This window comes from Homoserinimonas sp. A447 (assembly GCF_054489325.1).
In genome coordinates, this window is the sequence record NZ_JBTMWW010000001.1 from 1,733,296 (window position 1) to 1,759,394 (window position 26,099).

The following is a 26,099-nucleotide window of genomic DNA, read 5'->3' on the forward strand; positions in this document are numbered from 1 at the left end:
GATAGGAATCCCTTGTTCCCAGCATCCAACCCCATCCGGCTCGCCATAGTCGACGACCACAAGATGCTGCTCAGCGCCTTGACGGAGTGGGTCCGCACTGCGACGGACGATCTCACCATGGTGGCAGCAGTCTCCAGCTGGCCGGAACTGCTCACTCATCCGGAGTTCCCGGTCGACGTCGTGCTTCTCGACCTCGACCTCAAGGACAACATCCCGATCTCGCTGAAGATCTCGACCCTGAAGACCACCGGTGTCAAGACCGTGCTGATGAGCACGTACTCAGACCCGAACGTGGTGCGGGAGGCCCTCGCGGCCGGTGCACTGGGTTACCTGGTGAAGAGCGAGGATGCGACGATGATCGTCGAGGCGATCCGCGCTGCGGCCAAGGGCGAGTCGTTCGTCTCGGCCGAGCTCGACCTCGCGCTCAATTCTGGTGACATCGGTGGCTCACCGAAGCTCAGCGCACAGGAGCGACGCGTCATGGCGCTGTACGGGGGCGGTGAGCCGGTCAAGGCCGTCGCCTACCAGCTGGGCATCTCGGAAGAGACCGCGAAGTCGTACCTGAAGCGCATCCGCGAGAAGTACCGCATTGCCGGAATCGATGTCGGCACCAAGGTGGGGCTGCGCAAGCAGGCCATCACCGACGGCATCCTGCTGAGCAGCGACCTCCCGCGGTCGGACTTCTAGCAGCCACTCACTGTGGCGGATGCGTCCGCAACAGGTGCGCCACGACCTCCGGCAGGGCGTCGGCGACGTCCAAGGCAGCCAACGGTCCGCCGGCGCTCGCCAACTCCGCCGCAGCGGCATGAAGGTGGGCGGCGGATGCGGCCAGCCTGGGCAGCAGCTCCGGACGCGCCAACACGGCTTCGGAGTGCGTCGCCAGCAGAGCGCCCAGCACCCCGCCGAGCACGTCCCCGGTCCCCGCGCTGGCCAGCCAGCCGGTCGCCGGGCCGGCCACCAGCCGGGAACCGTCCGGGCCGGCGACCCGGGTGTAGGTGCCCTTGAGCAGCACGGTGACGCCGAGTCGGTCTGACGCCTGCGAACACCAGAGTGCGGGATCAGCGGCGACCTCGCCGGCATCCGCCCCCAGCACGCCGGCCAGCTCCCGGAAGTGCGGGGTGATCACGGTCGGGCCGGTCACCCGGTCGATCAGGTCGAGGGCCCCGGAATCGATGACGGTCGGCAGGCCCTCCGCGATTGCGGACAGCAGTTGATCGGTTGTCTCCCGGTCCCGGTCACCGGAGTCGATCCCCGATCCGAGCAGCCAGGCCTGCACGCGCCCGGGAACGATGACGGCCTCCGGACGACGCTGAAGCACCAGGTCGGCGGCGGCGCCCAGGTAACGGACCATGCCGACACCGGTGCCAATCGCCGCCTCCACACCGAGCACCGCGGCACCCGGATACCGCTCCGAGCCGGTGACAATGCCGAGCACGCCGCGCGAATACTTGTCTGCGTCCGGGCCGGGCACCGCGATCAGCGCCGCCGACTCCGCATCCGTCCACTGCCGGTAACCGGTCATGGTGACACGATAGTTTGATCGGGTGACTTCCGGCCTCTTCTCGCCCTACGGCATCCGCTCGACCACCTTTCGAAACCGCCTGTGGGTGTCGCCGATGTGCCAGTACTCGGTCGACCGCGAAGACGGCGTTCCCACCGATTGGCACCTGGTGCACCTCGGCTCATTCGCGCGCGGGGGTGCCGGACTGGTCATGACCGAGGCCACCGCGGTCACCGCGGAGGGACGCATCTCCGCCGAGGACACCGGAATCTACACGGATGCTCAACGCGACGCCTGGACCCGCATCGTCGCCTTCATCCACTCGCAGGGCGCTCAGGCGGGCATCCAGTTGGCGCACGCCGGGCGAAAGGCGTCAGTCTGGCGCGAGTGGGGCCCGCGCAAGGGGACCCGCCCGGTCGCCGATGGCGGCTGGCAGACCATCGCACCCTCCCCCGCACCGTTCGCCACCCTCGACCTTCCGCGGGAACTCGACGCCGCGGAACTCCCCGCGATTGTCACAGCTTTCGCGGATGCCGCCCGCCGCGCCGTCGCCGCCGGGTTCGATGTCGTCGAGGTGCACGCCGCGCACGGCTACCTCCTCCACCAATTCCTCTCGCCGCTGTCGAACACCCGCACCGATGACTACGGTGGCACGCTGGAGAACCGGGCCGGGCTGCTGATCGACGTGGTCTCTGCAGTTCGCGCCGCAGTCGGCGAGACCGTACCCGTGTTCGTGCGCCTGTCGGCGACCGACTGGGCGCCAGAGGACAAGAATGGCTGGGACCCGGAACAGACGGCGCGTGTCGCGCGTTGGGCGGCGGATGCTGGAGCCGACCTCTTCGACGTGTCCTCCGGTGGGATCCTGGGCCGTGCGAACATCCCGCTCGGGCCCGGCTACCAGGTGCCACTCGCCGAATACGTGCGGGAGCAGGCATCCGTTCCGGTGAGCACCGTCGGCCTGATCACCGAGGCGAAACAGGCCGACGCGATCATCGCCGAAGGCCGGGCCGACGCGGTCATGATGGGTCGGGAACTGCTGCGCGACCCACACTTCCCGTTGCTGGCAGCGCACGAACTGGGAGCCGAGATCGACTATGCACCGCGGCAGTACCACCGGGCGCACCGGGGCTAGATCCGACGCGTAGCGTCCTGCCTAAATGCGACGCGTTGCGTCCTGGACCTCGCCGACCAGCTCTTCGATGATGTCCTCGAGGAAGAGCACGCCGGTCGTTGCACCGTCCTCATCGAACACCCGCGCCAGGTGCACGCCTGAGCGTCGCATGGCCGCCAGGGCGTCCTCCAGGTCGGTCTCGCGGAAAATCGTGATCAGCTGGCGGATGCGCTTCGGTGGCACCGGTTCGTGGAACTCGCCGGCGTCCTCCAGGTCGATGACGTCCTTCAGGTGGAGGTAGCCGCTGGGCTCACCGTCGTCGCCGACCAGCACGTAACGCGAGAAGCCGTGCTGCGCCACAGCCCGCTCCACCTCGGCCGGAGTCGCCGCCTCAGACAGGCTGACGAGGTTCGCCATGCCGACAGCGACGTCCTTCGCCTTCTTCTCGGAGAATTCGAAGGCCGCCGACAGCGCACCGGTGTTGTCGGTCAGTACCCCCTCGCGGGTGGAGTGGGCAACGATGTTGGCGACCTCATCGAAGGTGTAGGTGCTGGTCGCCTCGTTCTTGGGCTCGACGCCGAACAACCTCAGCACGCCGTTCGCCGTCGCGTTGAGGCTGAAGATTACCGGCCGGAACAGGGTGGCGAAGGCGACCAGCGGCGGCGCCAGAATCAGCGCCATCCGGTCGGGAAGCGAGAAGGACAGGTTCTTAGGAACCATCTCGCCGAGCACCACGTGCAGGAAGGAGACGATCGCCAGAGCGATTCCGAAGGCGACGCCACCGATGACATCCTCGTGCCAGCCGGTCAGGGCCAGCGGCGCCTCCAGGATGTGGTGGATGGCAGGCTCAGACACGTTGAGGATCAACAGCGAGCAGATCGTGATGCCCAACTGGCTGGTGGCGAGCATGAGGGTCGCGTGCTCCATCGCGAACAGGGTGGTCTTCGCTGCGCGACTACCAGCCTCAGCCCTCGGCTCGATCTGCGACCGCCGGGCCGAGATCACGGCGAACTCAGCGCCGACGAAGAACGCGTTCACCACGAGCAGGATGACCAGCCAGGCGATACCCCACCAATCCGACATCAGCCCTCACCCGCTTCAGGATCGGGTTCGACCGTCGGGGTGAACCGAACGCGGTCGATCCTCCGGCCCTCGAGACGCTCAACCCGGAACTCGCCGGCATCCGTTGTCACCGTGTCCCCGACCACCGGAAGCCTGCCCAACTCGCTCATGATGAACCCGGCGACCGTCTCATACGGGCCGTCCTCCGGAACCACGACATCGGCGCGCTCGCGCAGCTCATCCGGGCGGAGAATCCCGGGGAAAGTCAGCCAGTTGCGGGAGCGCACCACGCCCGCCCTGGTGCGGTCGTGCTCGTCGGACACCTCGCCGACCAGCTCTTCGACGAGGTCCTCGAGGGTCGCAACGCCAGCCGTGCCGCCGTACTCGTCGACCACGATCGACATCTGGTAGCCGCGCTGACGCAGCTCGGCCAGCAGGGTGTCGAGCTTCATCGTCTCGGGCACCCGCAGCGCATCCGTCTGCAAAGCGGATGCCGGCACCTCCGCCCGCTTCTCCCTCGGCACCGCGACGGCCTGCTTGACGTGCACCAGGCCGACAACCTCGTCAATGCTGTCGTCGATCACCGGGAAGCGGGACAGTCCGGTGCGCTTGGCCAGGTCGATGACCACCTGCGCCGAATCGCTGCGGTCGACGCTGGCCACTCGCGGGCGTGGGGTCATCACATCCGACGCGGTGTGGTCGCTGAAGATCAGCGTTCTGGCCAGCAGTGTCGCAGTGTCGCGTTCGAGCGTGCCCTCCTTCGCCGACCGGCTCAGGAGCGAGGTGAGTTCCTCCGCCGTGCGAGCGGACGACAGCTCCTCCTTCGGCTCGATTCCGATCGACCGCAGGATGACGTTGGCCGTGTCGTTGAGCAGCACGACGGCCGGGCGGAACACCCAGGTGAACGCCACCTGGAACGGGATGACCAGCTTTGCCGTGCCCAGCGGCAGCGCGAGGGCGAAATTCTTGGGGACCAGCTCACCGATGATCATCGACAGCAATGTGGCGATGACGATCGCGATGATGGACGCCACCACCGAGACCGCTCCGGCTTGCAGGCCCAGGCCGGACAACGGCCCCCGAAGCATGCTGCTGAAGGCGGGCTCCAGCGTGTAGCCGGTGAGCAGCGTGGTGAGCGTGATGCCCAGCTGCGCGCTGGAGAGGTGGGTCGAGGTGATCTTCAGGGCGGCGATCGTCATCGCCAGCCTGGTCTCCCCGCGAGCCTGTCGCGCTTCGAGGTCGTGGCGGTCGAGGTTGACCAGCGCGAACTCGGAGGCGACGAAAAGTCCGGTGCCGATGGTGAGGATCAGACCCGCGCCCAGCATGAGCAACTCATACATCGCGGCCACCGGCACAGTAACTAGAGGGGGGGTCGTCCATTATTCGACTGAGTATATCCGGATGCGCCGCGCGGAGCGCCCTGCGGCCGTCGCCCGCCCGATCCGACCGCCCCCTCCCGTCACCTCCCGCCGGTCCCCACCCGCCGGTCCCCACCCGTCGGTCCCCACCCCTCGGCGCTCCCCACCCGTCAGTTACGGACACGGCTGTACACGCACCCTGAGCGGGTGAGTCCGTAGCTGACGGGTGAACTCGTCCCGCACAAGTGGGGCAACCAAGATGCACCCACGAAAGGGCTTGCTTCGACGAGCAGCTGGCATAAGTTCCACCATGCTGGCGCCATGCATCCCGTTGCCGTCCCTCGACAAGGTGTCCTCCTCGCATCCGATCTGCGGCGGCTCGGCTACGACACTCGGAGCCTCTCGCGCGAAGTGGGCAAAGGAACCATGCGTCGCCTGTTGCGAGGCGCCTATGCCGAGAGTGCCGTCTGGGCAGAGGCGGATGCTCGTGAACGGCACATCCTTCGACTGCGGGCCATCGATGGAACCCGCGCGGTACAACCGGTTTTCAGCCACGCGTCGGCAGCTGCCTTGCATGAGCTTCCCGTTCTCGGCGCGTGGCCCAGAAACGGTCACGTATCCGCAGACCCTCCTGGCCGATCGCGAAATGGCGTTTCATACCACCAGGCGCTTGCCGGCAGGACTCCAGCCTTGATCGGCGGACTCGCCTGCACCTCACTCGCCGACACGCTGGTAGATGTGGCCCTCAGCTCAGGCTTCAGGTCAGCGACGATGAGCATCGACCACGCCCTGCGTAGCGTCGCTCTGGCGGCGAATCACGGGGTGCGCAGTAAGTCCCTCGTGTCGCCGGAAGCCACCCAGGCTGCGGCAGAGTTCAAGGACCTGCTGATGGATGCGCTGCACCAGGTCGCGCCCGTGCGCAATCTGCGGCGTGCGGAGAAGGCAATCGCGTTCGCGACCCACCTTTCCGAGTCGCCGGGAGAATCGTTGAGTCGCTGCGGATTCCACCTCCTCGGCTTTCCTGCGCCTGAGCTTCAGCACGAGTTCTACGACCGGCAGGGATTCATCGGGCGCGGAGACTTCTGGTGGCCGGGCATCCGCCTTCTGGGTGAATTCGACGGAGAGGACAAGTACAAGAACCCCGTATTCCTCGGTGGCCGAACACCGCACCAGGCCTTCATGGATGAGAAGCGGCGAGAGGACCGCATCCGGGCGACCAAGGTCGACGTTTCACGCTGGGACTGGATGACGGCGCTTGAGCTTCCCCGGCTGTACGCACTGCTGTTCGCGGCTGGTTTGCGCCCCACGAACCACCGCTAACCCGTCAGTTGCGGACACGCTCGTACACGCGCCGCGTGCAGTTGTGTCGGCAACTGACGGGTGAACGCTGATGGTGGCGCGGGAAGGCAGCGCCGGCGGGCCTACCAGGAAACGGGGAGCGCCTTGCCCTCCTCGTAGCCGGCAGCAGACTGGATGCCGACCAGCGCGTTCTCGTGGAACTCCGCCACCGAGCGGGCGCCCGCGTAGGTGAACGAGCTGCGCAGGCCGGAGGTGATCATGTCGAGCAGATCCTCCACCGACGGCCGCAGCGGGTCGAGGTAGATCTTCGAGCTCGAGATTCCTTCGGCGAACAGCTCCTTGCGGGCGAGCTCGTACGGGTCGAGCCGCTCGAACCGCTGCTGCACCGCCTTGGTGGATGCCATGCCCCAGCTTTCCTTGTAGAGGCGCCCCTGCGCATCCGTCTGCAGCCTCCCCGGAGCCTCGATGGTGCCAGCGAACCACGACCCGATCATGATGGATGCCGCCCCGGCTGCCAGCGCGAGCGCCACATCGCGGGGGTACCGCACACCGCCGTCAGCCCAGACGTGGGCTCCGGTGGCGCGGGCCGCCTCAGCGGTCTCCAGCACGGCGGAGAATTGTGGCCGACCGACGGCGGTCATCATGCGCGTCGTGCACATGGCTCCCGGTCCGACTCCCACCTTGACGATGGTTGCGCCTGCGGCGACCAGGTCGTCCACCGCATCCGCCGAGACCACATTGCCCGCCACAATGGGCAGCCCGAGCTCCAACGCGGCAACCTCCCGCACGGCTCGGACCATGGCCTCCTGGTGGCCGTGGGCGGTGTCGAGGACGAGAACGTCGACGCCGGCCGATGCGAGGGCCTTCGCCTTCACCCCCACGTCGCCATTGATGCCGACCGCCGCCGCCACCCGAAGCCGCCCTGAGCCGTCGACGTTCGGCTGGTACAGGGTGCCGCGGAGGGCGCTGCGGCGACTGAGGGTTCCGATCACCTTGCCGTGGTGGAGCACGGGCGCGAACTCGAGTTCGGCGGCCACCATCAGGTCGAAAGCGGCGCGATCATCCGTCACGTCGTCGGCGTCGATGGCGGCGAGCTGCCCGTGGATCAGGTCACCGAGCCGGGCATCCTCGAGGGCGGTACCCAGCCTGGAGGCCGGAATGCAGCCGAGGTACTCCCCGTCGCCGTCGCTCACCACGATGCCGTGCCCGGCAACGGCGGGGAGAAGATCGAGCGCGTCGGCCACCGTCTGGTCGGCTGCCAGGTGCACCGGTGTGTCGAAGGCGGCCGGCTGTTCCTTCACCCAGCGGATGGCGGCATCCAGTTCCTGCAGCGGCATGTCCTGGGGCAGCACGGATAGTCCGCCGCGACGGGCCAGCGATGCCGCCAGTCGTGGCCCGGTGACCGAGTTCATGTTGGCCGACACGATGGGGATGGTGGCGCCGGTGCCGTCGCCGGTGGCGAGGGAGACGTCGAGGCGACTGGTGACATCCGATCGGCTGGGTACCAGGAACACGTCGGAGTAGGTCAGGTCGTGGGTCGGCGCCGCCTCGTAAAACTTCATGTTTTTAAGGGTAGCCCCCGCGGCGGCGGGTCGGCGGGCCCACAGTAAAACGATTACGCTTGAACAGGCGTGTTGGCAGCTTTTCGCCGCATGCATGACATAGACACTGACAACGGAGAGTGGGCGGTCGGCTGTGCCTAGCCTAGAGACTCCAGAGGGCGAGACCTCGGAGTTCGGAGCCAACGAGTGGCTCGTTGACGAGATGTACGAACGCTTCAAGGTCGACAGGAATTCTGTGGACAAGTCGTGGTGGCCGATCCTCGAGAACTATCACCAGTCGAAAGTGTCGACGGATGCCCCGGCGGGCACCCAGCAGGAGGCAGCGACTCCGCGCGAACCGGCCGAGCAGCAAGCACCCGCCGGCACCGCCGGTGCCGAGCCGACCGCTGCGCAGACGGCGGAGGTCACCGCAGAGGAGCCCATCTCCGAGTCACCGGAACCCGCCGCTGAGGCCGTGAAGGACGCCCCGGCACAGGAGCCGCAGGCACCTCGCGCCGTCACCGGTGAGAACGGCACCAGCGAGACCAGCGCCGCAGCTGAAACGGCTTCCACGAACGGGTCGCAGCCGGTTGCGAAGACCACATCCATCCAGGCCAGGCCGCAGCCGATCCCGGCTGAGGCGCCCGCCAGCGCACCGCAGGCGGCGGACGAGCCTGAAGAGCCGCAAGACAAGGTAACCCCGCTTCGCGGCGCCGCCAAGTCCATCGCCAGCAACATGGATGTCAGCCTCACCGTGCCGACCGCGACCAGCGTGCGCACCATGCCGGCCAAGTTGATGGTCGACAACCGCATCGTGATCAACAACCACATGAAGCGGGCCCGCGGTGGGAAGATCTCGTTCACGCACCTGATCGCCTGGGCCATGATCCAGACGCTGAAAGAGTTCCCGAGCCAGAACGTCTACTACGACGAGATCGACGGCAAGCCGTCGGTGGTCTCGCCTGCGCACATCAACCTCGGCATCGCAATCGACCTGCCGAAGCCGGATGGCACCCGCAGCCTCGTGGTTCCGGGCATCAAGCGCACGGAGTCCATGGGCTTCGGCGAGTTCCTCGGAGCCTACGAGGATGTCGTCAAGCGCGCGCGTGAGAACAAGCTCACCATGGCGGACTACCAGGGCAACACCATCTCGCTGACCAACCCCGGCGGCATCGGCACCGAGCACTCGGTGCCTCGTCTGATGAAGGGGGCAGGCTGCATCATCGGCGCCGGAGCCCTCGAGTACCCGGCAGAGTTCCAGGGCACGTCGCCGAGGACGCTGGCGAACCTGGGCATCGGCAAGACGGTCACCCTGACCTCCACCTACGACCACCGGGTCATCCAGGGGGCGGGCTCGGGCGAGTTCCTGAAGATGGTGCACGAGCGCCTGATCGGCCAGCACGGCTTCTACGAGGAGATCTTCGCCTCCCTGCGCATCCCGTACGAGCCGATTCGCTGGGCCGCGGACATCCACGTCGACCTCGCGTCGGCCGTCGACAAGACGGCGCGCGTGCAGGAGCTCATCAACTCCTTCCGGGTGCGCGGTCACCTGATGGCCGACATCGACCCGCTCGAGTATGTGCAGCGCTCGCACCCCGACCTCGACATCGCCACCCACGGGCTCAGCTTCTGGGACCTTGACCGGGAGTTCATCACCGGTGGTTTCGGCGGCAAGCGCACTGCGCTGCTGCGCGACATCCTCGGAATGCTGCGCGACGCCTACTGCCGTACCGTCGGCGTCGAGTACATGCACATCCAGAATCCGGATGAACGCAAGTGGCTTCAGGACCGCCTGGAACGGCCGTACACCAAGCCGACCCACGACGAGCAGATGCGCATCCTGGCCAAGCTCAACGAGGCTGAAGCGTTCGAAACCTTCCTACAGACCAAGTACGTCGGCCAGAAGCGGTTCAGCCTCGAGGGCAGTGAGTCGATCATCGCGATGCTCGACCGCATCCTTCAGGGCGCTGCAGAAGCCAACCTCGAAGAGGTCGCCATCGGCATGGCCCATCGCGGTCGCCTCAACGTGCTGACGAACATCGCCGGTAAGACCTACGGCCAGATCTTCCGAGAGTTCGAGGGTACGCAAGACCCGAGGACCGTGCAGGGGTCCGGCGACGTCAAGTATCACCTGGGCACCGAAGGCACCTTCACCGGCGCGACCGGCGACCAGATTCCGGTGTACCTTGCCGCCAACCCGTCCCACCTCGAGGCTGTCGACGGTGTGCTCGAAGGCATTGTGCGGGCAAAGCAGGACCGTAAGCCGATCGGCACCTTCCAGGTCGTACCGATCATGATTCATGGTGACGCCGCCATGGCCGGCCAGGGAATCGTGCTCGAGATCCTGCAGATGTCGCAGCTGCGCGGCTACCGCACCGGCGGAACCATTCACCTGGTGGTCAACAACCAGGTCGGATTCACCACCCCGCCGGAGGAGGGCCGAAGCTCGGTCTACTCCACCGATGTCGCCAAGACCATCCAGTCGCCGATCTTCCATGTGAACGGCGACGACCCTGAAGCTGTCCTGCGCGTGGCCGAGCTCGCGCTCGAGTTCCGCCAGGAGTTCCACAAGGATGTCGTGGTCGACCTGCTCTGCTACCGCCGCCGAGGCCACAACGAGGGTGACGACCCCTCGATGACGCAGCCGCTGATGTACAACCTGATCGAGGCGAAGCGCTCAGTGCGAACGCTGTACGGTGAGGCGCTGGTCGGTCGCGGCGACATCACCGAAGCGGAGTACGCCGGGGCGCAGGCCGACTTCCAGGATCGTCTGGAGCGCGCTTTCGCGGAGACCCACGCGGCACAGACGAATTCGACGCCAATCGTCATCCAGGATGATTCCGCGATGTCCGACCTCGAACGGCCGGACTCCCAGAGGGATGACAGTGCAGGCGAGCCGGAGACTACCGGCGTTGCCGAAGGCGTCATCACCACCATCGGTGACGCCCACGACAACCCGCCCGCAGGCTTCACCGTTCATTCGAAGCTGCAGCAGTTGCTCAAGAAGCGGGTCGACATGAGCCGCAACGGCGGGGTCGACTGGGGCTTCGGCGAGCTGCTGGCACTCGGATCCCTGCTGCTGGAGGGCACCCCGGTGCGGATGGCTGGCCAGGACAGCCGTCGTGGAACGTTCGTGCAGCGGCACGCTGTTCTCCACGACCGCGAGAACGGCCAGGAGTGGCTGCCGCTGCTCAACCTGAGCGACAACCAGGCCCGCTTCTGGATCTACGACTCGCTGCTCAGCGAGTATGCGGCGATGGGCTTCGAGTACGGCTACTCGGTGGAGCGAGCGGATGCGCTGGTGCTCTGGGAGGCCCAGTTCGGGGACTTCTCCAACGGTGCGCAGATCGTCATTGACGAGTTCATCGCCAGTGCCGAGCAGAAGTGGGGCCAGCGTTCCAGCGTCGTGCTGTTGCTCCCGCACGGTTACGAGGGCCAGGGCCCGGACCACTCGTCCGCCCGCATCGAGCGTTTCCTGCAGCTGTGCGCCGAGAACAACATGACGGTCGCGCGTCCGTCGACCCCGGCGTCATACTTCCACCTCCTGCGCAGGCAGGCTTACGCCCGTCCGCGCCGCCCCCTCGTGGTGTTCACCCCGAAGGCGATGCTTCGCCTTCGCGGTGCCACCAGCGACATCGCGGCGTTCACCTCAGGCAAGTTCGAGCCGGTGATCGACGACGCGTCCATCACCGACAAGGCGGCAGTGAAGCGGATCGTGCTGCACGCCGGCAAGCTGCACTATGACCTGCTGGCGGAGCGCGACAAGCGCGGCCAGACGGATGTGGCGCTGGTACGCGTGGAGCAGTACTACCCGCTCCCGCTGCGCGAGCTGGTCTCGGTCGTTCAGCAGTACCCGAACGCCGAGCTGCTGTGGGCACAGGAAGAGCCGGAGAACCAGGGCGCCTGGCCGTTCATCTGCATGGAGCTGTTGCGCAACCTGAAGAACCTGGAGCTGAAGGTGGCGTCACGCCCGGCATCCGCCTCACCGGCGACCGGTTCGACGAAGCGCAGCGCGCAGGAGCAGGTTGACCTGATCAACCGCGCCTTGACGATCGACTAGTGACGGGGCCGCAGGATCTCGCCCGGGTCCGTCCCGGGCGAGACTGCGCCGAGGATCGCTGCTGAGATCTCGTAGAGCTGTTCGACCTGTTCTTCACTCAGCCGGTCGAAGACGTTGTCAACGACGGTTGTGACGTGGGCGGGGGCAGCATCCGTGAGCACCCGCAGGCCCTCCTCCGTCAGGCAGGCGTAAGTCACCCGGCCGTCGGCGGGGTCGGCATCCCGGCGGATCCACCCGGCTTCTTCCAGCTTCCGCACGGCGTGCGAAAGTCGGGAGACGGATGATTTCAGCACTTGGGCGAGTTCGGTCATCCTGATCCCGTGCCCCGGGGCCTCCGACAGCATGGCGAGGATCATGTAGTACGTGTGCGGCATGCCGCTCTGTGCCTGGAGGTCGCGATCAAGTACTTCCTGCAGGCGGCTGCTGGCCACCAGGTAGGCGCGCCAAGCCCGCTGCTCGCGGTCGTCCAGCCAGCGAAAAGGCTTCGTCTCTTCGGTCATGTGACCATTCTAGTCATTTACTTGAACATTCAACTAGATCAGGCTAGGGTCGGATTAGTTGAACATTCAACTAAACACCCTGGAGGAGAACATGAGCACCATCAGCATCGTCGGAGCAGGAAACGTCGCCCGCGGAATCGCCACTCGCGCCATCGCAGCAGGCGACGACGTCCAGCTCATCGTCCGCGATCAGACCAAGGGCGAGGCCCTCGCCGCAGAGCTCGGCGGTTCCGTCACCGTCTCGGCCATCGGATCCTCCGTCTCCGGAGACCTTGTCTTCCTCGCCATCCCCTACCTGGTCGCCTCCGAAGTCGTCCCGGCCCTGGGCGACCTGGCCGGCAAGACCCTCGTCGACGCCACCAACCCGCTGAACGAGGAGTTCACCGGCCTGGCCACTGCCCCCGACACTTCGGGCGCCGAGACCATCGCCGCCCTCGCGCCGAATGCGAACGTCGTCAAGGCGTTCAACACCGTCTTCGCGACCAACGTCATCGCCGGCAACAAGAACGGCCAGCCGCTCGACCTGCTGGTGGCAGCGGATGATGCTGGAGCCAAGGCAGCGCTCGTCGCCTTCGCCGAGAAGGCCGGCTTCCGCGTCATCGACACCGGTGCCCTCGGCCAAGCCGCCACCCTCGAGGCCATTGCCTGGCTGCACATGCAGCTGCAGTTCACGCGCGGAACGAACTTCGCCTCCGCCATCGTGATCGTCGACTAGTCCTCTGCCGGCGAATCCCCGCCGCGAGAAGGCGAAAAGTCACCCAACCGAGCGTGGTTGGGTGACTTTTTGCATTCTCATCGGATTCAGGCGATCGAACCCCGGCTGGAGCTCAGTGGGTCTGGATCTGCCTCAGCTTGAGCAGAACCTGAGCACGCAGGTCTTCCGGCGCAGTCTCGCGGCACGCCCGCTGCACGGCGAGCGTGAGCACCTTGCCGACCTCCGCCTCGCTTGAGCACTCGATGCAGTTCTTCATGTGGTCGGCGATGTCTGCGGCGTCTTCTTTACGCAACTCGTTGTGCAGGTACTCTTCGAGTTCGGCTTTCGCTTTCTCGCAACCGCAATCGGTCATTTCTTCACTCCGGAACTCGGCGCGGATGCCACGCCGCGACTTTGTGCATATTCAGCCAGCAGGCCGCGCAGGAGTCGTCTGCCACGATGCAGGCGGCTCATGACGGTTCCCACCGGCGTTTTCATGATGTCGGCTATCTCCTGGTAGGAGAAGCCCTCGACGTCCGCGAAGTAAACCGCGAGACGGAAGTCTTCCGGGATCGCCTGCAGGGCATCCTTCACCGCACTGTCCGGCAGGTGGTCGATCGCCTCAGCCTCGGCAGACCTGGTCGACCTGGTCGACGACGATGTCGCCGACTCCGCTCCGCCCAGCTGCCAGTCCTCGAGCTCATCGATGGTGCCCTGGTACGGGTCGCGCTGCTTCTTGCGGTACGTGTTGATGAAGGTGTTGGTCTGGATGCGGTACAGCCAGGCCTTCAGGTTGGTCCCCTGCGTGTACTGGCGGAAGGCGGCGAAGGCCTTGATGAAGGTCTCCTGCACCAGGTCGGCTGCGTCTGATGGGTTGCGGGTCATCCGCATGGCAGCGGCATACAGCTGGTCCATGTACGGGAGCGCCTGCTCTTCGAAGAGGGCGCGCAACTCGTCGGCGGAAGGCTCCGGAAGGGCAGCCCCCTCGGCTTCGACATCCGCCAGAGCGTCACCGGACTGCGGGTCTTCAGGCGTGTTCGTCATCGCCGACCAGCTTAGTTGCCCGCGGTGGGGAGCGACTGTGGGTGCATGCTCCAAGACGATCACGAACAACTCTCCTGCCTGACAGCGGCCGACTGCCGATACTCTGGTAACCAATGTTGATCTCCAGATATTCCAACCCCGAGTTCGACCCGTACGAGAATGACGACCTGGTCGAGGTCATCGCCGACGGGCCGTGGGCCGCGCCGACCGCATCCGGCCCCATTGCCGCTGAGCTGTCGCTTCCGGGCTCGAAGTCCCTGACCAACCGGGAGTTGGTGCTTGCCGCGCTGGCGGGCGAGACGACGATCCTCCGGTCTCCGCTGCACTCGAGGGACACCGCGCTCATGATGCAGGCGCTGCGCGCGCTCGGCGTCATCATCGAGGAAACCGGCCAGGGACCGTACGGTCCTGACCTTCTCGTCACCCCGGGAGAGCTCGAAGGGGGAACCTTCATCGACTGCGGTCTCGCCGGCACCGTCATGCGATTCATCCCCCCGGTCGCTGCCCTCGCGCTGGGTCCGGTGGCTTTCGACGGTGACGAGTCGGCTCGCCGCCGCCCGATGCGCCCCACCATCGATTCGCTGAGGGCGCTCGGCGTCGACGTCAACGACGACGGCCGGGGCAAGCTCCCGTTCAGCCTCTACGGCACCGGCAGCGTTGCCGGCGGGGCAATCGAGGTCGACGCCTCCCAGTCGAGCCAGTTCGTGTCCGGACTGCTCCTGGCCGGTGCCCGGTTCGAGAACGGCCTGCAGCTGACTCACACGGGCGACACCCTCCCGAGCCTGCCCCACATCGAGATGACCATCGCCACGCTTGCCGGTCGTGGAGTCACCGTCGTCAACCCCGCCCCCGGCCAGTGGACCATCGCGGCTGGCCCGATTGCCGGCGGCTCGATCGACATCGAGCCCGACCTGTCGAATGCCGCCCCTTTCCTGGCCGCCGCTCTGGTCACCGGCGGAACGGTGACCATCACGGGCTGGCCGGATGCGACAACGCAGGTCGGTGCGCACCTCGAGCACCTGCTCCCCCTCTTCGGTGCGACGGTGACCAGGGCCGACGGCAACTTCACGGTGGATGGCGGGGTGGGGCTCGCCGGCGGCGGGCGCATCCGCGGTGTCGAACTGGACCTCAGCCTGGGCGGAGAACTCGCGCCCGCCCTGGTCGCCCTGGCCGCCCTGGCGGACGGCCCCAGCCGCATCACCGGAATCGGCCACCTGCGCGGCCACGAAACCGATCGCCTGGCAGCGCTGACCGCTGAGCTGAACGCCCTGGGCGGTTCGGTCACCGAACTCGATGACGGCCTCGCCATCGACCCGAAGCCGCTGACCGGCGGCCTCTGGCACAGCTACGAAGACCACCGGATGGCAACAGCCGGCGCGATCATCGGCCTCGCTGTTCCGGGCCTGGAGATCGATGACATTGCCACCACCGCGAAGACGCTGCCACAGTTCCCTGAACTCTGGCAGCGCTCCCTCCTGGGCATCGGCGCAGAGCCCACTGACCCGTTGAACCTCATCTGATCCCTCCCCATGAGCTGGCTCACCGATGAGGACGATGAGGACGACAAGTACGCCGACTATGAGGCGCGGAATCGCCCCAACCCGAAGGGCAACAAGCCCCGCACGAAGATCCGCCCGGAGCACAGCGACGCCGTGACCGGGCGGGTGCTCACGGTCGACCGCGGGCGCTACACGGTCCTCATCGATGAGGACGGCGCGGATGAGCGCGAGGCCACCGCGTCCAGAGCCTCCGAGCTGCGCAAGAAGGCGATCGTCACCGGCGACCGCGTCGACCTGGTCGGCGACACCTCCGGCTCCGAGGGAAGCCTCTCCCGGATTGTGCGCATCCAGCCGCGCACCACGGTGCTGAGACGGAGCGCCGATGACTCCGACGAGGTGGAGCGCATCATCGTGGCGAACGCCGACCAGATGCTGATCGTCGTCGCGGCCGCAGACCCGGAGCCGCGCCCCCGACTGGTCGACCGGTACCTGGTCGCCGCGTTCGACGCCGGCATCTCCCCCATCCTCTGTGTGACCAAGACCGACCTGAAGGATCCGACCGAGTTCCTCGCGAATTTCGCCGCACTCGACGTGAAGGTTGTCACGAGCGGGCACGGCGCGATGCCCACCGAGGAGATCAAGAAGCTGCTCACCGGCCACACCACCGTCGCGGTCGGCCATTCCGGCGTCGGCAAGTCGACCCTGGTGAATGCGCTCGTCCCGGATGCCCACCGGGCGATCGGCCGGGTGAACCTGGTGACCGGTCGCGGGCGGCACACCTCGTCATCGACGGTGTCGTACCGGGTGGCAGGCGGATGGATCGTCGACACGCCAGGCGTGCGCTCATTCGGCCTGGGGCACGTCGACGCCGCGAACATCCTGAAGTCGTTCACCGACCTGGCCGCCATCGCCGAGGACTGCCCGCGCGGCTGCACCCATCTGGCGGATGCGCCGGACTGCGAGCTGAACGAGAGGGTCGGGGGCGGTGAGCTGGGTGAGACCGGCAAGCTCAGGCTGGACTCGTTCCAGCGGCTCCTCGCGTCCCTCGCCTGAGCAGGCGCGAATTCTGCGGGCTGAGTGGGCGCGAAGCGCCGTATCGAAACGAGGCTGGCGATAGCCTTGGCAGGTGCCTGAATATTCCCTCGCCGACGACCTCGCCCTCGCCCACGAATTGGCCGACGCGGCCGACGAGATCTCGGCCACCCGCTTTCGCGCTCTCGACCTGGAAGTGACCACGAAGCCCGACCGCACGCCGGTCACGGATGCGGACCGCGCCGTCGAGCACGCCATCCGGGGCCGGCTTGCCGCCGACCGCGCGGACGATTCGATCCTCGGCGAGGAGTTCGGCACCGAAGGTTCCTCGTCACGCCAGTGGATCATCGACCCGATCGACGGCACCGCGAACTATCTTCGCGGGGTGCCGGTCTGGGCGACCCTGATCGCCCTCGCCATCGACGGCACCCCGACCGTCGGCGTCGTCAGCGCGCCGGCGCTCGGCAAGCGCTGGTGGGCCGCGGCGGGGAGCGGCGCCTGGGTCCGCGACGTCGACGGCGAGCGGCGGATGCGCGTGTCAGCCGTCTCGCGGCTGGCCGACGCGTCCATCAGCTACAACAGCATCCAGCAATGGGACGCGCACGGGCACCTGGACCAGTTGGTCGCCCTTACCCGCCAGGTGTGGCGCACTCGTGCCTACGGCGACATGTGGTCATACATGATGCTGGCGGAGGGCCTCATCGATGTCGCCGGGGAGTACGACCTGCAACCGTACGACATGGCGGCCCTGGTGCCGATCGTCGAGGAGGCCGGTGGCCGGTTCACGTCGATGGCGGGCAGGCCGGGCCCGTGGCACGGATCGGCCCTCGCGACCAACACCCTGCTGCACGACGCCGTTCTGCAGGTCGTCTCGGCCGGTTGACACGAAAGTCGCCGAAACCTCAATAGGATGTAGCCGTCCGTTCGAGTGCCAGCAGAAAGCAGAGTCCCTCTTGACCTTCTCCCTGCGCTTCGCCCGGCCGGTGGCTCTCGTCAGCGTACTGCTGGCATCCGTCGCCCTCACCGGATGCAGCCAGGTGTCCGCTGTCGTCGAACAGGTCCTGCCCGAGCGCATCGGCGCCCACACACTGGTGGTCGGCGAATGCTTCAACAACACCGTGAGCATCCTGACCGCAGAGGACGCCGTAGTGGATGTTCCGCGCGAGAACTGCACGCTCGATCACGACAACGAGGCCATCGCCAGCATCCAATTGGATGCCGAGAAGTTTCCCGGCGACGACACCGTGACCCTGCAGAGCACCGCGGACTGCCTCGTTGAGTTCGAGAAGTTCATCGGGGTGCCGCTCGCGGAGGCCGGCACCCTGACGTTCGACTTCTTCGCACCTAGTGCCGCCAGTTGGAAACTGGGCGACCGCGAGGTGCTCTGTTATGTCTACGATTCGGCGGCGCAAACCACGTACAGCCTCAAGGGCAAGGGTGCCGAACGTGCAGCCGCGGTGGTACCGGTTGAAGGCGAGCCAGCGGGCGACTCCTAGCGAATTTCGACGCCCGCAGCCGGCTTCTTCAGGTCGAGCAGGCTGAACACCAGCGCCACCACCACCAGCCCCAGCGCGACATACAGCCCGTTGTGGAAAGCATCCGCGTACACGGCGATCGCTGGTGCGCCGGGCTCGCCGTAAATGGTGGCGAAGTAGGTGGACGTGGCAGCCGCGACACCGATCGCAGTTCCAGCCCGTTGCCCCACCTGCGCCACCGAGCCGGCGACACCTCCCTGCACGACAGGCACGTCCTGCAGGGTGAGGGTCTGGTTCGGTGAGATGACCAGTCCGCCACCGGCACCGGAGACGATCATCGCGGCCGACAGCAGCCAGGGCACCAATTCGTTCGGGGCATACGCGGAGATCGGGAGGGCCAGCCCGAACCCGGTGATGACCAGGCCCAGTCCGGCGAGCACGAGCCACCGTCCGAATTTGTTCACCAGCCGCCCGCCGATCCACGAGGTGTACGCCGAGACGAGCGCGAAGGGGATGGTGACCATCCCGGCGAAGACAGCGGCCAGCCCGAGCCCCTGCTGGAGGTACAGGGTGGTGAGCAGGAAGATGGCGGGCATTGCCGCGAAATACGCGGTGGCGACCAGGATGCCGTTCCGGTACGACTGCAGGCCCAGCAGGCTGAAGCGAATCACCGGCGACTTTCCCCGAGCCAGGAAGTTCTTCTCCCAGAGCACGAAGGCGACGCCCGCCACCACGAAACCGATCAGCCAGTACCAGCGGTTCGGGTCGTCGTCGGGCCCTCCGGTGGTGAGCACGAACGGCAGCATGAGGCTGAAGATCGCAGCACCGAGGAGCAGGATGCCGACCACATCGAGCTCCGTCTTCAGCGACTCGTGCTGCTGCTGGGCTGGCAACAGCCGGATGGCGAAGATCAGGGCAAGGATTCCCAGCGGTACGTTCATCCAGAACATCAGCCGCCAGCCGTCCACTTCCCCACCGATCGCGATGAGGAGACCGCCGAGTGTCGGCCCGAACGCGGTGGAAAGCCCAATGATCGCGCCGAACAGCCCGAACGCCTTGCCCCGCTCGTGCCCTTGGAACAGCTGCTGGATGAGCCCGAGCACCTGCGGCATCTGGATGCCGGCTGCCACCCCTTGCAGGATGCGCCCGATGACGAGGACCTGGATGTTCGGCGCCAGCGCGCACAGCACGCTCGCCAGGGTGAACGAGACCAGGCCGATGACGAACATGGCCTTGCGGGATCCGACGTCTCCGAGCCGGCCGGCCGGCACCAGCGCGAGGCCGAATGCGAGGGCGTAGCCGGCAACGATCAGTTGCAGTTCGGTTGGCCCGCCGCCGAGGGAGAGCTCGATGGTCGGCAGGCCGACGTTGATCTTGGACAGGTCCATGATGGTGAGCGAAGCGACGGCCGCGCAGACGGCAAATGCCTCCCAGCGGACCCTGTCCGCATGCCTGGATTCTGGGCCGTCGTCTCTCATCAAGGGGCAATCCTATGCTGGACACCTTCTGTAGATAATTGCAGTTGTGCAAAATTGCACACTATGCAAGAATTGGTCGAATGACCGTGACGGATGATGGCCTGCGAGCGCGCAAGCAGCGCACCACCCGAGAGGCCATCCATCGCATTGCGGTACGGCGCGCGCTGGCCGACGGGCCACAGAGCGTGACCGCTGCGGAGATCAGCGCTGAAGCCGGCGTATCGGCTCGCACCTTCTTCAACTACTTCCCCAGCAAGGAAGACGCCATGCTCGGCTTCCACGAGGCTCTGCCGACCGACGATGAACTCGAAGAGTTCACGGCATCTACTGGGACCGACCTGTTGCATGAGCTCGTGCTGCTGATGCGGAACGTGTTCTCGTCGTCTCCCACCGACCATCACATCATGCGCGACCGACGGGAGTTGCTGCGCCAGCATCCGGAACTCCTGCAGCGCCAGATGGCACGGGTCTTCGCGGTCGAGCAGAGAATCGTGCCCGTCGTCGCACAGCGGATGCGCACGCTCGCCACCTTCGCGGACGTGACCGATCACGAGGCTTCCGCCCAGATGCTGGTCATGCTCGCGACCAGCAGCATCCGTATCGCCATTCGAAATGTCACCCAATCCCCCGACCTGTCCTCGACCGACGCTGACGACGATCGCGCGCTCGAGGCATCACTTTCCACTCTCCGAGAGGTAGCTGCACGCATCCAATGAGCGCCACCACCACCAAAGGTCCACCAGCCCGATCGCACGAATCCAGGCGCGGCCTCATCCTGCTGTTCATCGGCCTCATGCTGTCTATGCTTCTGGCCTCCCTCAGCCAGACCGTCCTCAGCGCCGCCATGCCGACCATGGTCGGCGAGCTCAACGGCGTCGACAACATGCTCTGGATCATGACCGCCTACATCCTGGCGTCCACCATCACGATGCCCATCTACGGCAAGCTCGGTGACCTGATCGGCCGCAAGAGCCTGCTGATCGCGGCGATCCTGCTGTTCATGGCCGGGTCCGTCGTCGGCGGGCTGGCCGGTGACATGAACGTGCTCATCATCGGTCGCGTTGTTCAGGGGCTCGGGGGCGGAGGACTGCTGATCCTCTCGCAGGCGATCATCGCCGACGTCGTGCCCGCCAGGGAGCGCGGCAAGTACATGGGCGTGATGGGCGCGGTCTTCGCCGTCTCATCCGTCGCTGGACCGCTGCTCGGCGGCTGGTTCACCGAGGGCATCGGCTGGCGCTGGACCTTCTGGATCAACATTCCGCTGGGCATCCTGGCTCTCTTCGCCGCCGTCTACTTCCTGCACCTGCCGAAGCGTGCCCCGGGCAAGGTGCGGATCGACGGCTGGGGCATGGCCCTGCTCGCCGTGGCGACGACCGCCCTGGTGCTGGTCGCCTCGTGGGGCGGAAAGGATTACGCCTGGGACTCGATCACCATCATCGGCCTCGCGGTGCTGACCGTTGTCGCCGCGATTGCCTTCGTGCTGGTCGAGCGCAAGACCGCGGAGCCGATCATCCCGCTCCACCTGTTCAGGGACCGCAACTTCAACCTGACCACCATCGCCGGGCTGCTCACCGGTGTGGCCATGTTCGGCGCGATCGGCTACCTCCCCACCTACCTGCAGATGACCTTCAGCGCGGATGCCACCCAGGCCGGCCTCCTGATGATCCCGATGATGGGTGCGCTGCTGATCACCTCGGTCGGCACGGGTGCACTGGTGAGCAAGTACGGACGGTACAAGTGGATGCCCATCGTCGGCTCCCTCGTGGTCGCCGTCGGTATGGGGCTGCTGGGCACGCTGACTCCGGACACGCCGCTCTGGTTGTTCTGCACCTACATCGCGATCATGGGTATGGGCCTCGGCACGAGTATGCAGATCCTGGTGCTGATCGTGCAGAACTCGTTCCCGAACAGCCAGGTCGGAACGGCGACCGCCTCGAACAACTTCTTCCGCCAGATCGGCGCGTCCCTGGGAAGCGCCGTGGTGGGGAGCCTCTTCGCCACCCGGCTCAGCGACCTGCTGATCGAGCGGCTGCCCGCCGGCGGGCCATCCGCTGTCGGCGGCATCAACTCGCTGACGCCCGGTGCGGTGAAGGAGCTTCCTGGCCCACTGCGGGAGGTCATCGACCTGGCCTACAACGACGCGCTGGCTCCCCTGTTCCTGTACATGGTGCCGCTCGCGCTCGCGGCGTTCGTGCTGCTGCTCTTCGTCAAGGAGGTCCCACTGGCGACCACCATCGAGCGCGACATCATGCCGGAGTCGGTTGCGGAGGGCCAGTTGCTGATCACTTCGGACAACCCGGTCGCCACCCCCTCGGACCGGAGCGGCAGTACGCGAGAATAGCCGCATGGCGGACGTGACGTTGCGCGGCGGGGTCGGCGTCCGCGTCGACTCCGAAATCGAGGTCAAGCGATCGCGATTCCTCTGCCGGCTGGTCAGGGTCGAAACGGAGGAGGCAGCGCGCTCGGTTATCGATGACGCCCGTCGCGAGCATTTCGCCGCGAGGCATCACTGCTCAGCGTTCGTGCTCGGCCCGGCATCCGCCCCCACCCAGGTGCGGCGCTCGAACGACGACGGCGAACCGTCCGGAACGGCCGGTCGGCCGATGCTCGAAGTACTCAGCGGCCGAGGCTTCATCGACACCGTTGCCGTGGTGACACGGTACTTCGGCGGAACCCTGCTGGGTGCCGGCGGCCTGGCGCGTGCGTACTCCGACGCAGTGCTCAGCAGCATCGACGACGCCATCGTCGCCGGCCTCGTTGTACAACGCCAGCGGCGCGAACTCTTCAGCCTCTCGCTGGCCCACGCGGATGCCGGACGCGTCGAGGCTGAGCTTCGCCAGCGCGGCGTCACCGTCCTCGGCACGGACTATGGGCGAACGGCGATGTTACGGATGACGGCAGGCGACCGCGTTGACCTCGCATCGCTGGTTTCCGGTATCACCTCAGGCGCGGGCACCGTCGAGCCGGCGGGCGAAGAGTGGGTCGACGTAGGCTGATGGCCATGGCAAATCCGGCCGAGTTCATCAGGAATGCGCCGCTGGGAACGCGGATGACGGTGCGCAAACGCATCGAGGACGGATTCACCGACGCAGTCGGTTACCTCCGCGAACGCAGCGACCACGAATGCACCATCGAAACGCGCCGCGGGATGGTCACCATAACGCTGAGCGAGGTCACCGCGGCCAAGGCTGTACCGCCTCCTCCACCGCGACGAGCGCCTCGATTCTCCCCGATCGATTGATCGAGCCGGGATGAGCGTCCGCCGCGCGGACCGATCGGTCTGTCCCCAGGTGCGGTACGCGCCCAAGACTGCTACGCTCCGAATATTCTTCGTTTGGGGGCATCGTGAAATCGTGGGGAATTCTTCGGCCGGCCGGGATGGCGTTGGCCCTGGTGGTCGGTTCAGTAGCACTTGGCGCGGCACCGGCGAACGCGGCCACCGAGCAAGATGTCGCCGCCTGGATCACTGAGTCGACGCTGGAGAACCTGAACGTCACCGCCCCGGACGCAGACCTGGCTGCGGCCCTGCAGGCCGCCATTTCCGCCGCGCTCGAAGCCGGCGTGATCTCACTCAGCGTGGAAGAGCTGGCCGAACAGGCCATCGATGACCCGGAGTCCGTTGACAAGGGCGAGATCGAGGAAGCACTCGCCGAAGAACTCGGCGAACAGGGCGACGCCTGGGACGAAGTCGCGACTGCCTGGCACGCCGCCTTCGACACCATCAAAGCCGACTTCGCCGAGTGCCGCGAAGCTGCGGAAGCCGGAGCCAACCTGTGTGCGCACCAGTTTCGCTACGAGATGCAGGTGAACCACGTCACCGCCTGGCTGGCCAGACACGCGGCAAAGGTCGGCGACATCACCGCACTGCCGGAAGACGAGCAGGCCGCAGCCCTGGCCAAACTTGAGCGTCAGGGCGAGCACGCCGCCGCTCGCCTGGACCGTGCTCGCGTCCAGCTCGAGAAGAAGACCGGCGAACCGCTCGAGGATGCTCCGATCTCGCTGGACGGGATGTCCGACGACGTGACCGACACCAAGCCAGGCAAGGCGGATAGGGCGCACAAGCCTGACAAGGCAGACAAGCCTGACAAGACAGACAGGGGCAACGGAAACGGCAACAAGGGTTCCGGGAACGGCAAGAGCGGACGATGAGTCGGCCGCGCCCCACCGGCGCCATGGTCGCTATTATGCTGGCGACCGCCCTGGCCCTGACCGGCTGCGGTCCAGGCGGGACAGCCGCATCCGTTCTCCCGGTCAGCGACACGGTGAGCGCTGAAGGCGTCGTGCTTGCAGCCGTACTGCTGTCGACCGCCGACATCGAGGCATCCGTCGCGGAAGGGCTGGTCACGCCCGACGAAGTCGATGAGGCTCGACGCGCAATTGAAGACGGCACGCTCGATGAATGGCGCGAACTGGCCGAGCAGGCTCCAGCGGGATAGGTGACTCGAACAGCGCGCGATAGCAATCCCATGGTGGAGATGCGGGGAATTGAACCCCGGTCCACTGCTGTGGTCATGTGCCTTCTACGGGTGTAGTCAGTGAAATCGTTCTACTCGGCTCCGGAATTTGCCACTAACAGCCAAACCGACAAGCCCAGTCAGAGTTCAAGTCCCTCGTAGCCCTCTGACGACTCTACGAAGCAATCTCTCTAGATAACGCCAGGACCCGGGTAGAGAGCATTCCCGGACTGACGGACTTCTTTAGTGCGCTCGCTTAGGCAGCGAGGGCGAAGTCAGTGCGTGATTTATTGGCACTTATAGTTTGCAGGCATCGTTTACGAGATAAGCCGGCATCCTCGACCCGCTTCTCACAATTGCGCAGGCAATGTCGAAACCGATCATCCCCATGCAACCCTGTGAAGAGTTAGTCACTATCGCGCGCTGTTGAGTTGTCAAGCCGCCGACGCTTCAGTGTGCCCCGGGCAGCCCTCTAGTCTACGTCATCGGGACCGGATGCGCCACTGGCCCGCCAGGTCGACATCCGCTGTCCCCACCGGCTCCGCAGACATGATTAGCTCATACAGAAGGATTTCGGGTAGTGCTGCCCGAGACGTGAAAGGAGATGGCTCGTGAGCCGTTATGCCGTTGTCAACCCCGCCACCGGGGACACTGTCCAGACGTTCCCGCAGATCACGGATGACCAACTCGAGCAAGTGATTGCCACCGCCCATGACGCCCACCGCACCTGGTCCCGCAACTCGTCCATCGACGATCGCGCCGCCATGCTGCGGAAGGTCGGCGACCTGCACGAGGAGCGCCGCGACGAGCTCGCGGCGATCATCGTGCGCGAGATGGGCAAGCCGGTCGACCAGGCACTCGGCGAAGTCGACTTCTCGGCCGACATCTACCGCTACTACGCCGACAACGCGCAGGAGTTCCTGAAGGATGAGCCGATCACCCTGCTGGGCGGGGAGGGTTCGGCGTTCATGCGCACCAACTCCCTCGGCGTGCTGCTGGGGGTCATGCCGTGGAACTTCCCGTACTACCAGGTGGCCCGCTTCGCCGGCCCCAACCTGATGATCGGCAACACGATCATCCTGAAGCATGCCTCCCAGTGCCCGGAATCAGCTGCTGCCATCGAACAGGTCTTCCGGGACGCCGGATTCCCGGAAGGCGCGTACACGAACGTCTACGCCGACAGCAAGCAGGTCGCGAAGGCCATCGCCGACCCGCGGCTGGCCGGCGTCTCCCTCACCGGTTCGGAGGCCGCCGGCGCCGCCGTCGCCGAGGTTGCTGGCCGTCACCTCAAGAAGGTGGTGCTGGAGCTGGGCGGCTCCGACCCGTTCATCCTTCTCAGCACCGATGACATGGACGCCACGGTGGAGGCAGCCATCGCCGGTCGCCTCGACAACAGTGGCCAGTCGTGCAACGCGGCGAAGCGATTCATCGTGCTCGACGAGCTGTTCGACGAGTTCCGCGACAAGTTCACCGCGGCCCTCCTGGACAGCACCCCGAGTGACCCCACCGTCGATGGTGCCGACTACGGGCCGCTGTCGTCGCTGGATGCCGCAGAGCACCTCGAAGAGCAGGTGAAGCGGGCGGAGGCGCAGGGCGCCACTGTCGCCGTCAAGGGTGAGCGCAATGGCGCCTTCTACCCGGCAACCGTGCTCACCGATGTGACGCGCGACAACGACGCATTCCACGAGGAGTTCTTCGGCCCGGTCGCCACCCTCTACCGGGCGGCATCAGAGGAGGACGCTGTCGAGCTCGCCAACGACACCCCGTTCGGGCTCGGCTCCTACCTGTTCACCACTGACGAGGAGCAGGCTCTTCGGGTCGCCGACCGCATCGAAGCCGGCATGGTTTACGTGAACGTCGTCGGCGCGGACAGCGCAGAGCTGCCGTTCGGCGGGGTGAAGCGCAGTGGAATGGGCCGCGAGCTGGGTCGTTTCGGTGCTGCCGAATTCGTCAACAAGAAGCTGATCCGCATCGGCTGATACGGTGAGGGG

24 protein-coding genes and 1 other RNA gene are annotated in these 26,099 nt (G+C 66.2%); 16 read left to right on the forward strand and 9 right to left on the reverse strand.

What is annotated here, in order from left to right:
- Positions 1-12: 12 nt before the first annotated feature.
- A complete protein-coding gene (locus ACX3O0_RS08425) occupies positions 13-687 on the forward strand; it encodes a response regulator (RefSeq protein ID WP_459093234.1) in 675 nt (224 codons plus the stop codon).
- Between the two features lie 7 nt (positions 688-694).
- On the opposite strand, the gene ACX3O0_RS08430 is transcribed toward ACX3O0_RS08425, so the two are convergent.
- Entirely contained in the window at positions 695-1,522 is an 828-nt protein-coding gene (locus ACX3O0_RS08430; protein ID WP_459107420.1) for an ADP-dependent NAD(P)H-hydrate dehydratase, read from the reverse strand.
- A 22-nt stretch (positions 1,523-1,544) separates the two neighbouring features.
- Between ACX3O0_RS08430 and ACX3O0_RS08435 the strand changes: the two genes are divergently transcribed.
- Entirely contained in the window at positions 1,545-2,633 is a 1,089-nt protein-coding gene (locus tag ACX3O0_RS08435; protein WP_459107421.1) for an NADH:flavin oxidoreductase/NADH oxidase, read from the forward strand.
- 21 nt (positions 2,634-2,654) lie between these two features.
- On the opposite strand, the gene ACX3O0_RS08440 is transcribed toward ACX3O0_RS08435, so the two are convergent.
- Both ACX3O0_RS08440 and ACX3O0_RS08445 read right to left on the reverse strand, forming a co-directional pair.
- Positions 2,655-3,695 carry a hemolysin family protein gene (locus ACX3O0_RS08440; RefSeq protein WP_459093237.1) on the reverse strand — a complete coding sequence of 347 codons (1,041 nt, stop codon included), beginning with the start codon at positions 3,693-3,695 and terminating at the stop codon, positions 2,655-2,657.
- Positions 3,695-5,014 carry a hemolysin family protein gene (locus tag ACX3O0_RS08445; RefSeq protein ID WP_459093333.1) on the reverse strand — a complete coding sequence of 440 codons (1,320 nt, stop codon included), beginning with the start codon at positions 5,012-5,014 and terminating at the stop codon, positions 3,695-3,697. The genes ACX3O0_RS08440 and ACX3O0_RS08445 overlap by 1 nt, the downstream gene beginning before the upstream one ends.
- Positions 5,015-5,353: 339 nt before the next feature.
- Here ACX3O0_RS08445 and ACX3O0_RS08450 point away from each other — a divergent pair, with 339 nt between their 5' ends.
- Positions 5,354-6,352, forward strand: coding sequence for a hypothetical protein (locus ACX3O0_RS08450; RefSeq protein WP_459107422.1), 999 nt, complete (start codon positions 5,354-5,356; stop codon positions 6,350-6,352).
- A gap of 101 nt (positions 6,353-6,453) precedes the next feature.
- Here the strand turns inward: ACX3O0_RS08450 and guaB1 are convergent, their stop codons facing one another.
- A complete protein-coding gene (guaB1, locus tag ACX3O0_RS08455; RefSeq protein ID WP_459107423.1) occupies positions 6,454-7,893 on the reverse strand; it encodes a GMP reductase in 1,440 nt (479 codons plus the stop codon).
- A 202-nt stretch (positions 7,894-8,095) separates the two neighbouring features.
- Here guaB1 and ACX3O0_RS08460 point away from each other — a divergent pair, with 202 nt between their 5' ends.
- Positions 8,096-11,932 carry a multifunctional oxoglutarate decarboxylase/oxoglutarate dehydrogenase thiamine pyrophosphate-binding subunit/dihydrolipoyllysine-residue succinyltransferase subunit gene (locus ACX3O0_RS08460; protein WP_459108463.1) on the forward strand — a complete coding sequence of 1,279 codons (3,837 nt, stop codon included), beginning with the start codon at positions 8,096-8,098 and terminating at the stop codon, positions 11,930-11,932.
- Here the strand turns inward: ACX3O0_RS08460 and ACX3O0_RS08465 are convergent.
- Complete coding sequence (locus ACX3O0_RS08465) at positions 11,929-12,432, reverse strand: MarR family winged helix-turn-helix transcriptional regulator (RefSeq protein WP_459093239.1); 504 nt, start codon at positions 12,430-12,432, stop codon at positions 11,929-11,931. The genes ACX3O0_RS08460 and ACX3O0_RS08465 overlap by 4 nt on opposite strands.
- A gap of 91 nt (positions 12,433-12,523) precedes the next feature.
- On the opposite strand from ACX3O0_RS08465, the gene ACX3O0_RS08470 reads away from it, so the two are divergent.
- Entirely contained in the window at positions 12,524-13,147 is a 624-nt protein-coding gene (locus ACX3O0_RS08470; RefSeq protein WP_459093240.1) for an NADPH-dependent F420 reductase, read from the forward strand.
- A 112-nt stretch (positions 13,148-13,259) separates the two neighbouring features.
- Here ACX3O0_RS08470 and ACX3O0_RS08475 read toward each other — a convergent pair whose 3' ends face one another.
- Both ACX3O0_RS08475 and ACX3O0_RS08480 read right to left on the reverse strand, forming a co-directional pair.
- The gene (locus ACX3O0_RS08475) at positions 13,260-13,499 is read right to left on the reverse strand and encodes an alpha-ketoglutarate decarboxylase (protein WP_459107424.1); all 240 of its coding nucleotides are present in this window, start codon (positions 13,497-13,499) and stop codon (positions 13,260-13,262) included.
- Positions 13,496-14,170: a sigma-70 family RNA polymerase sigma factor gene (locus ACX3O0_RS08480; RefSeq protein ID WP_459093242.1), complete on the reverse strand. Its 675-nt coding sequence runs from the start codon at positions 14,168-14,170 to the stop codon at positions 13,496-13,498. The genes ACX3O0_RS08475 and ACX3O0_RS08480 overlap by 4 nt, the downstream gene beginning before the upstream one ends.
- A 113-nt stretch (positions 14,171-14,283) precedes the next feature.
- Here ACX3O0_RS08480 and aroA point away from each other — a divergent pair, with 113 nt between their 5' ends.
- The 4 genes from aroA (at position 14,284) to ACX3O0_RS08500 (ending at position 18,197) form a co-directional block, all read left to right on the forward strand.
- Entirely contained in the window at positions 14,284-15,690 is a 1,407-nt protein-coding gene (gene aroA, locus ACX3O0_RS08485) for a 3-phosphoshikimate 1-carboxyvinyltransferase (RefSeq protein WP_459093243.1), read from the forward strand.
- 9 nt (positions 15,691-15,699) lie between these two features.
- On the forward strand, positions 15,700-16,722 hold the full coding sequence (rsgA, locus tag ACX3O0_RS08490) for a ribosome small subunit-dependent GTPase A (protein ID WP_459093244.1): 1,023 nt from the start codon (positions 15,700-15,702) through the stop codon (positions 16,720-16,722).
- A 73-nt stretch (positions 16,723-16,795) separates the two neighbouring features.
- The gene (gene hisN, locus ACX3O0_RS08495; protein ID WP_459107425.1) at positions 16,796-17,584 is read left to right on the forward strand and encodes a histidinol-phosphatase; all 789 of its coding nucleotides are present in this window, start codon (positions 16,796-16,798) and stop codon (positions 17,582-17,584) included.
- A 70-nt stretch (positions 17,585-17,654) separates the two neighbouring features.
- A complete protein-coding gene (locus ACX3O0_RS08500; protein WP_459107426.1) occupies positions 17,655-18,197 on the forward strand; it encodes a septum formation family protein in 543 nt (180 codons plus the stop codon).
- On the opposite strand, the gene ACX3O0_RS08505 is transcribed toward ACX3O0_RS08500, so the two are convergent.
- On the reverse strand, positions 18,194-19,654 hold the full coding sequence (locus ACX3O0_RS08505; protein ID WP_459107427.1) for an MFS transporter: 1,461 nt from the start codon (positions 19,652-19,654) through the stop codon (positions 18,194-18,196). The genes ACX3O0_RS08500 and ACX3O0_RS08505 overlap by 4 nt on opposite strands.
- Positions 19,655-19,734: 80 nt before the next feature.
- Between ACX3O0_RS08505 and ACX3O0_RS08510 the strand changes: the two genes are divergently transcribed.
- The 6 genes from ACX3O0_RS08510 to ACX3O0_RS08535 all read left to right on the forward strand — a co-directional run bounded on the left by ACX3O0_RS08510 (position 19,735) and on the right by ACX3O0_RS08535 (position 24,090).
- Positions 19,735-20,370 (forward strand): TetR/AcrR family transcriptional regulator, encoded by a 636-nt coding sequence (locus ACX3O0_RS08510; RefSeq protein WP_459107428.1) that lies wholly within the window; start codon positions 19,735-19,737, stop codon positions 20,368-20,370.
- A complete protein-coding gene (locus ACX3O0_RS08515) occupies positions 20,367-21,995 on the forward strand; it encodes an MDR family MFS transporter (protein WP_459107429.1) in 1,629 nt (542 codons plus the stop codon). Before ACX3O0_RS08510 ends, ACX3O0_RS08515 begins: the two co-directional genes overlap by 4 nt.
- Before the next feature lie 4 nt (positions 21,996-21,999).
- Complete coding sequence (locus ACX3O0_RS08520; RefSeq protein WP_459093250.1) at positions 22,000-22,650, forward strand: IMPACT family protein; 651 nt, start codon at positions 22,000-22,002, stop codon at positions 22,648-22,650.
- Positions 22,651-22,655: 5 nt separating this feature from the next.
- Entirely contained in the window at positions 22,656-22,895 is a 240-nt protein-coding gene (locus ACX3O0_RS08525; RefSeq protein ID WP_459107430.1) for a hypothetical protein, read from the forward strand.
- 104 nt (positions 22,896-22,999) lie between these two features.
- Positions 23,000-23,803 carry a hypothetical protein gene (locus ACX3O0_RS08530; RefSeq protein ID WP_459107431.1) on the forward strand — a complete coding sequence of 268 codons (804 nt, stop codon included), beginning with the start codon at positions 23,000-23,002 and terminating at the stop codon, positions 23,801-23,803.
- Entirely contained in the window at positions 23,800-24,090 is a 291-nt protein-coding gene (locus ACX3O0_RS08535) for a hypothetical protein (RefSeq protein WP_459093253.1), read from the forward strand. The genes ACX3O0_RS08530 and ACX3O0_RS08535 overlap by 4 nt, the downstream gene beginning before the upstream one ends.
- A gap of 31 nt (positions 24,091-24,121) precedes the next feature.
- Here the strand turns inward: ACX3O0_RS08535 and ssrA are convergent.
- Positions 24,122-24,496, reverse strand: a transfer-messenger RNA (tmRNA) gene (gene ssrA, locus ACX3O0_RS08540).
- A 223-nt stretch (positions 24,497-24,719) separates the two neighbouring features.
- On the opposite strand from ssrA, the gene ACX3O0_RS08545 reads away from it, so the two are divergent.
- On the forward strand, positions 24,720-26,087 hold the full coding sequence (locus ACX3O0_RS08545) for an NAD-dependent succinate-semialdehyde dehydrogenase (protein ID WP_459107432.1): 1,368 nt from the start codon (positions 24,720-24,722) through the stop codon (positions 26,085-26,087).
- The last annotated feature ends 12 nt before the right edge of the window (positions 26,088-26,099 follow it).

Bases quoted from the DNA above. Each gene is read 5' to 3' on its own strand.
- ACX3O0_RS08430 (WP_459107420.1), bottom strand. From the start codon at position 1,522: ATGACCGGTTACCGGCAGTGGACGGATGCGGAGTCGGCGGCGCTGATC.
- ACX3O0_RS08440 (WP_459093237.1), bottom strand. From the start codon at position 3,695: ATGTCGGATTGGTGGGGTATCGCCTGGCTGGTCATCCTGCTCGTGGTG.
- ACX3O0_RS08445 (WP_459093333.1), bottom strand. From the start codon at position 5,014: ATGTATGAGTTGCTCATGCTGGGCGCGGGTCTGATCCTCACCATCGGC.
- ACX3O0_RS08450 (WP_459107422.1), top strand. From the start codon at position 5,354: ATGCATCCCGTTGCCGTCCCTCGACAAGGTGTCCTCCTCGCATCCGAT.
- guaB1 (WP_459107423.1), bottom strand. From the start codon at position 7,893: ATGAAGTTTTACGAGGCGGCGCCGACCCACGACCTGACCTACTCCGAC.
- ACX3O0_RS08460 (WP_459108463.1), top strand. From the start codon at position 8,096: ATGTACGAACGCTTCAAGGTCGACAGGAATTCTGTGGACAAGTCGTGG.
- ACX3O0_RS08465 (WP_459093239.1), bottom strand. From the start codon at position 12,432: ATGACCGAAGAGACGAAGCCTTTTCGCTGGCTGGACGACCGCGAGCAG.
- ACX3O0_RS08470 (WP_459093240.1), top strand. From the start codon at position 12,524: ATGAGCACCATCAGCATCGTCGGAGCAGGAAACGTCGCCCGCGGAATC.
- ACX3O0_RS08475 (WP_459107424.1), bottom strand. From the start codon at position 13,499: ATGACCGATTGCGGTTGCGAGAAAGCGAAAGCCGAACTCGAAGAGTAC.
- ACX3O0_RS08480 (WP_459093242.1), bottom strand. From the start codon at position 14,170: ATGACGAACACGCCTGAAGACCCGCAGTCCGGTGACGCTCTGGCGGAT.
- aroA (WP_459093243.1), top strand. From the start codon at position 14,284: ATGTTGATCTCCAGATATTCCAACCCCGAGTTCGACCCGTACGAGAAT.
- rsgA (WP_459093244.1), top strand. From the start codon at position 15,700: ATGAGCTGGCTCACCGATGAGGACGATGAGGACGACAAGTACGCCGAC.
- ACX3O0_RS08505 (WP_459107427.1), bottom strand. From the start codon at position 19,654: ATGAGAGACGACGGCCCAGAATCCAGGCATGCGGACAGGGTCCGCTGG.
- ACX3O0_RS08510 (WP_459107428.1), top strand. From the start codon at position 19,735: ATGACCGTGACGGATGATGGCCTGCGAGCGCGCAAGCAGCGCACCACC.
- ACX3O0_RS08515 (WP_459107429.1), top strand. From the start codon at position 20,367: ATGAGCGCCACCACCACCAAAGGTCCACCAGCCCGATCGCACGAATCC.
- ACX3O0_RS08520 (WP_459093250.1), top strand. From the start codon at position 22,000: ATGGCGGACGTGACGTTGCGCGGCGGGGTCGGCGTCCGCGTCGACTCC.
- ACX3O0_RS08525 (WP_459107430.1), top strand. From the start codon at position 22,656: ATGGCAAATCCGGCCGAGTTCATCAGGAATGCGCCGCTGGGAACGCGG.
- ACX3O0_RS08535 (WP_459093253.1), top strand. From the start codon at position 23,800: ATGAGTCGGCCGCGCCCCACCGGCGCCATGGTCGCTATTATGCTGGCG.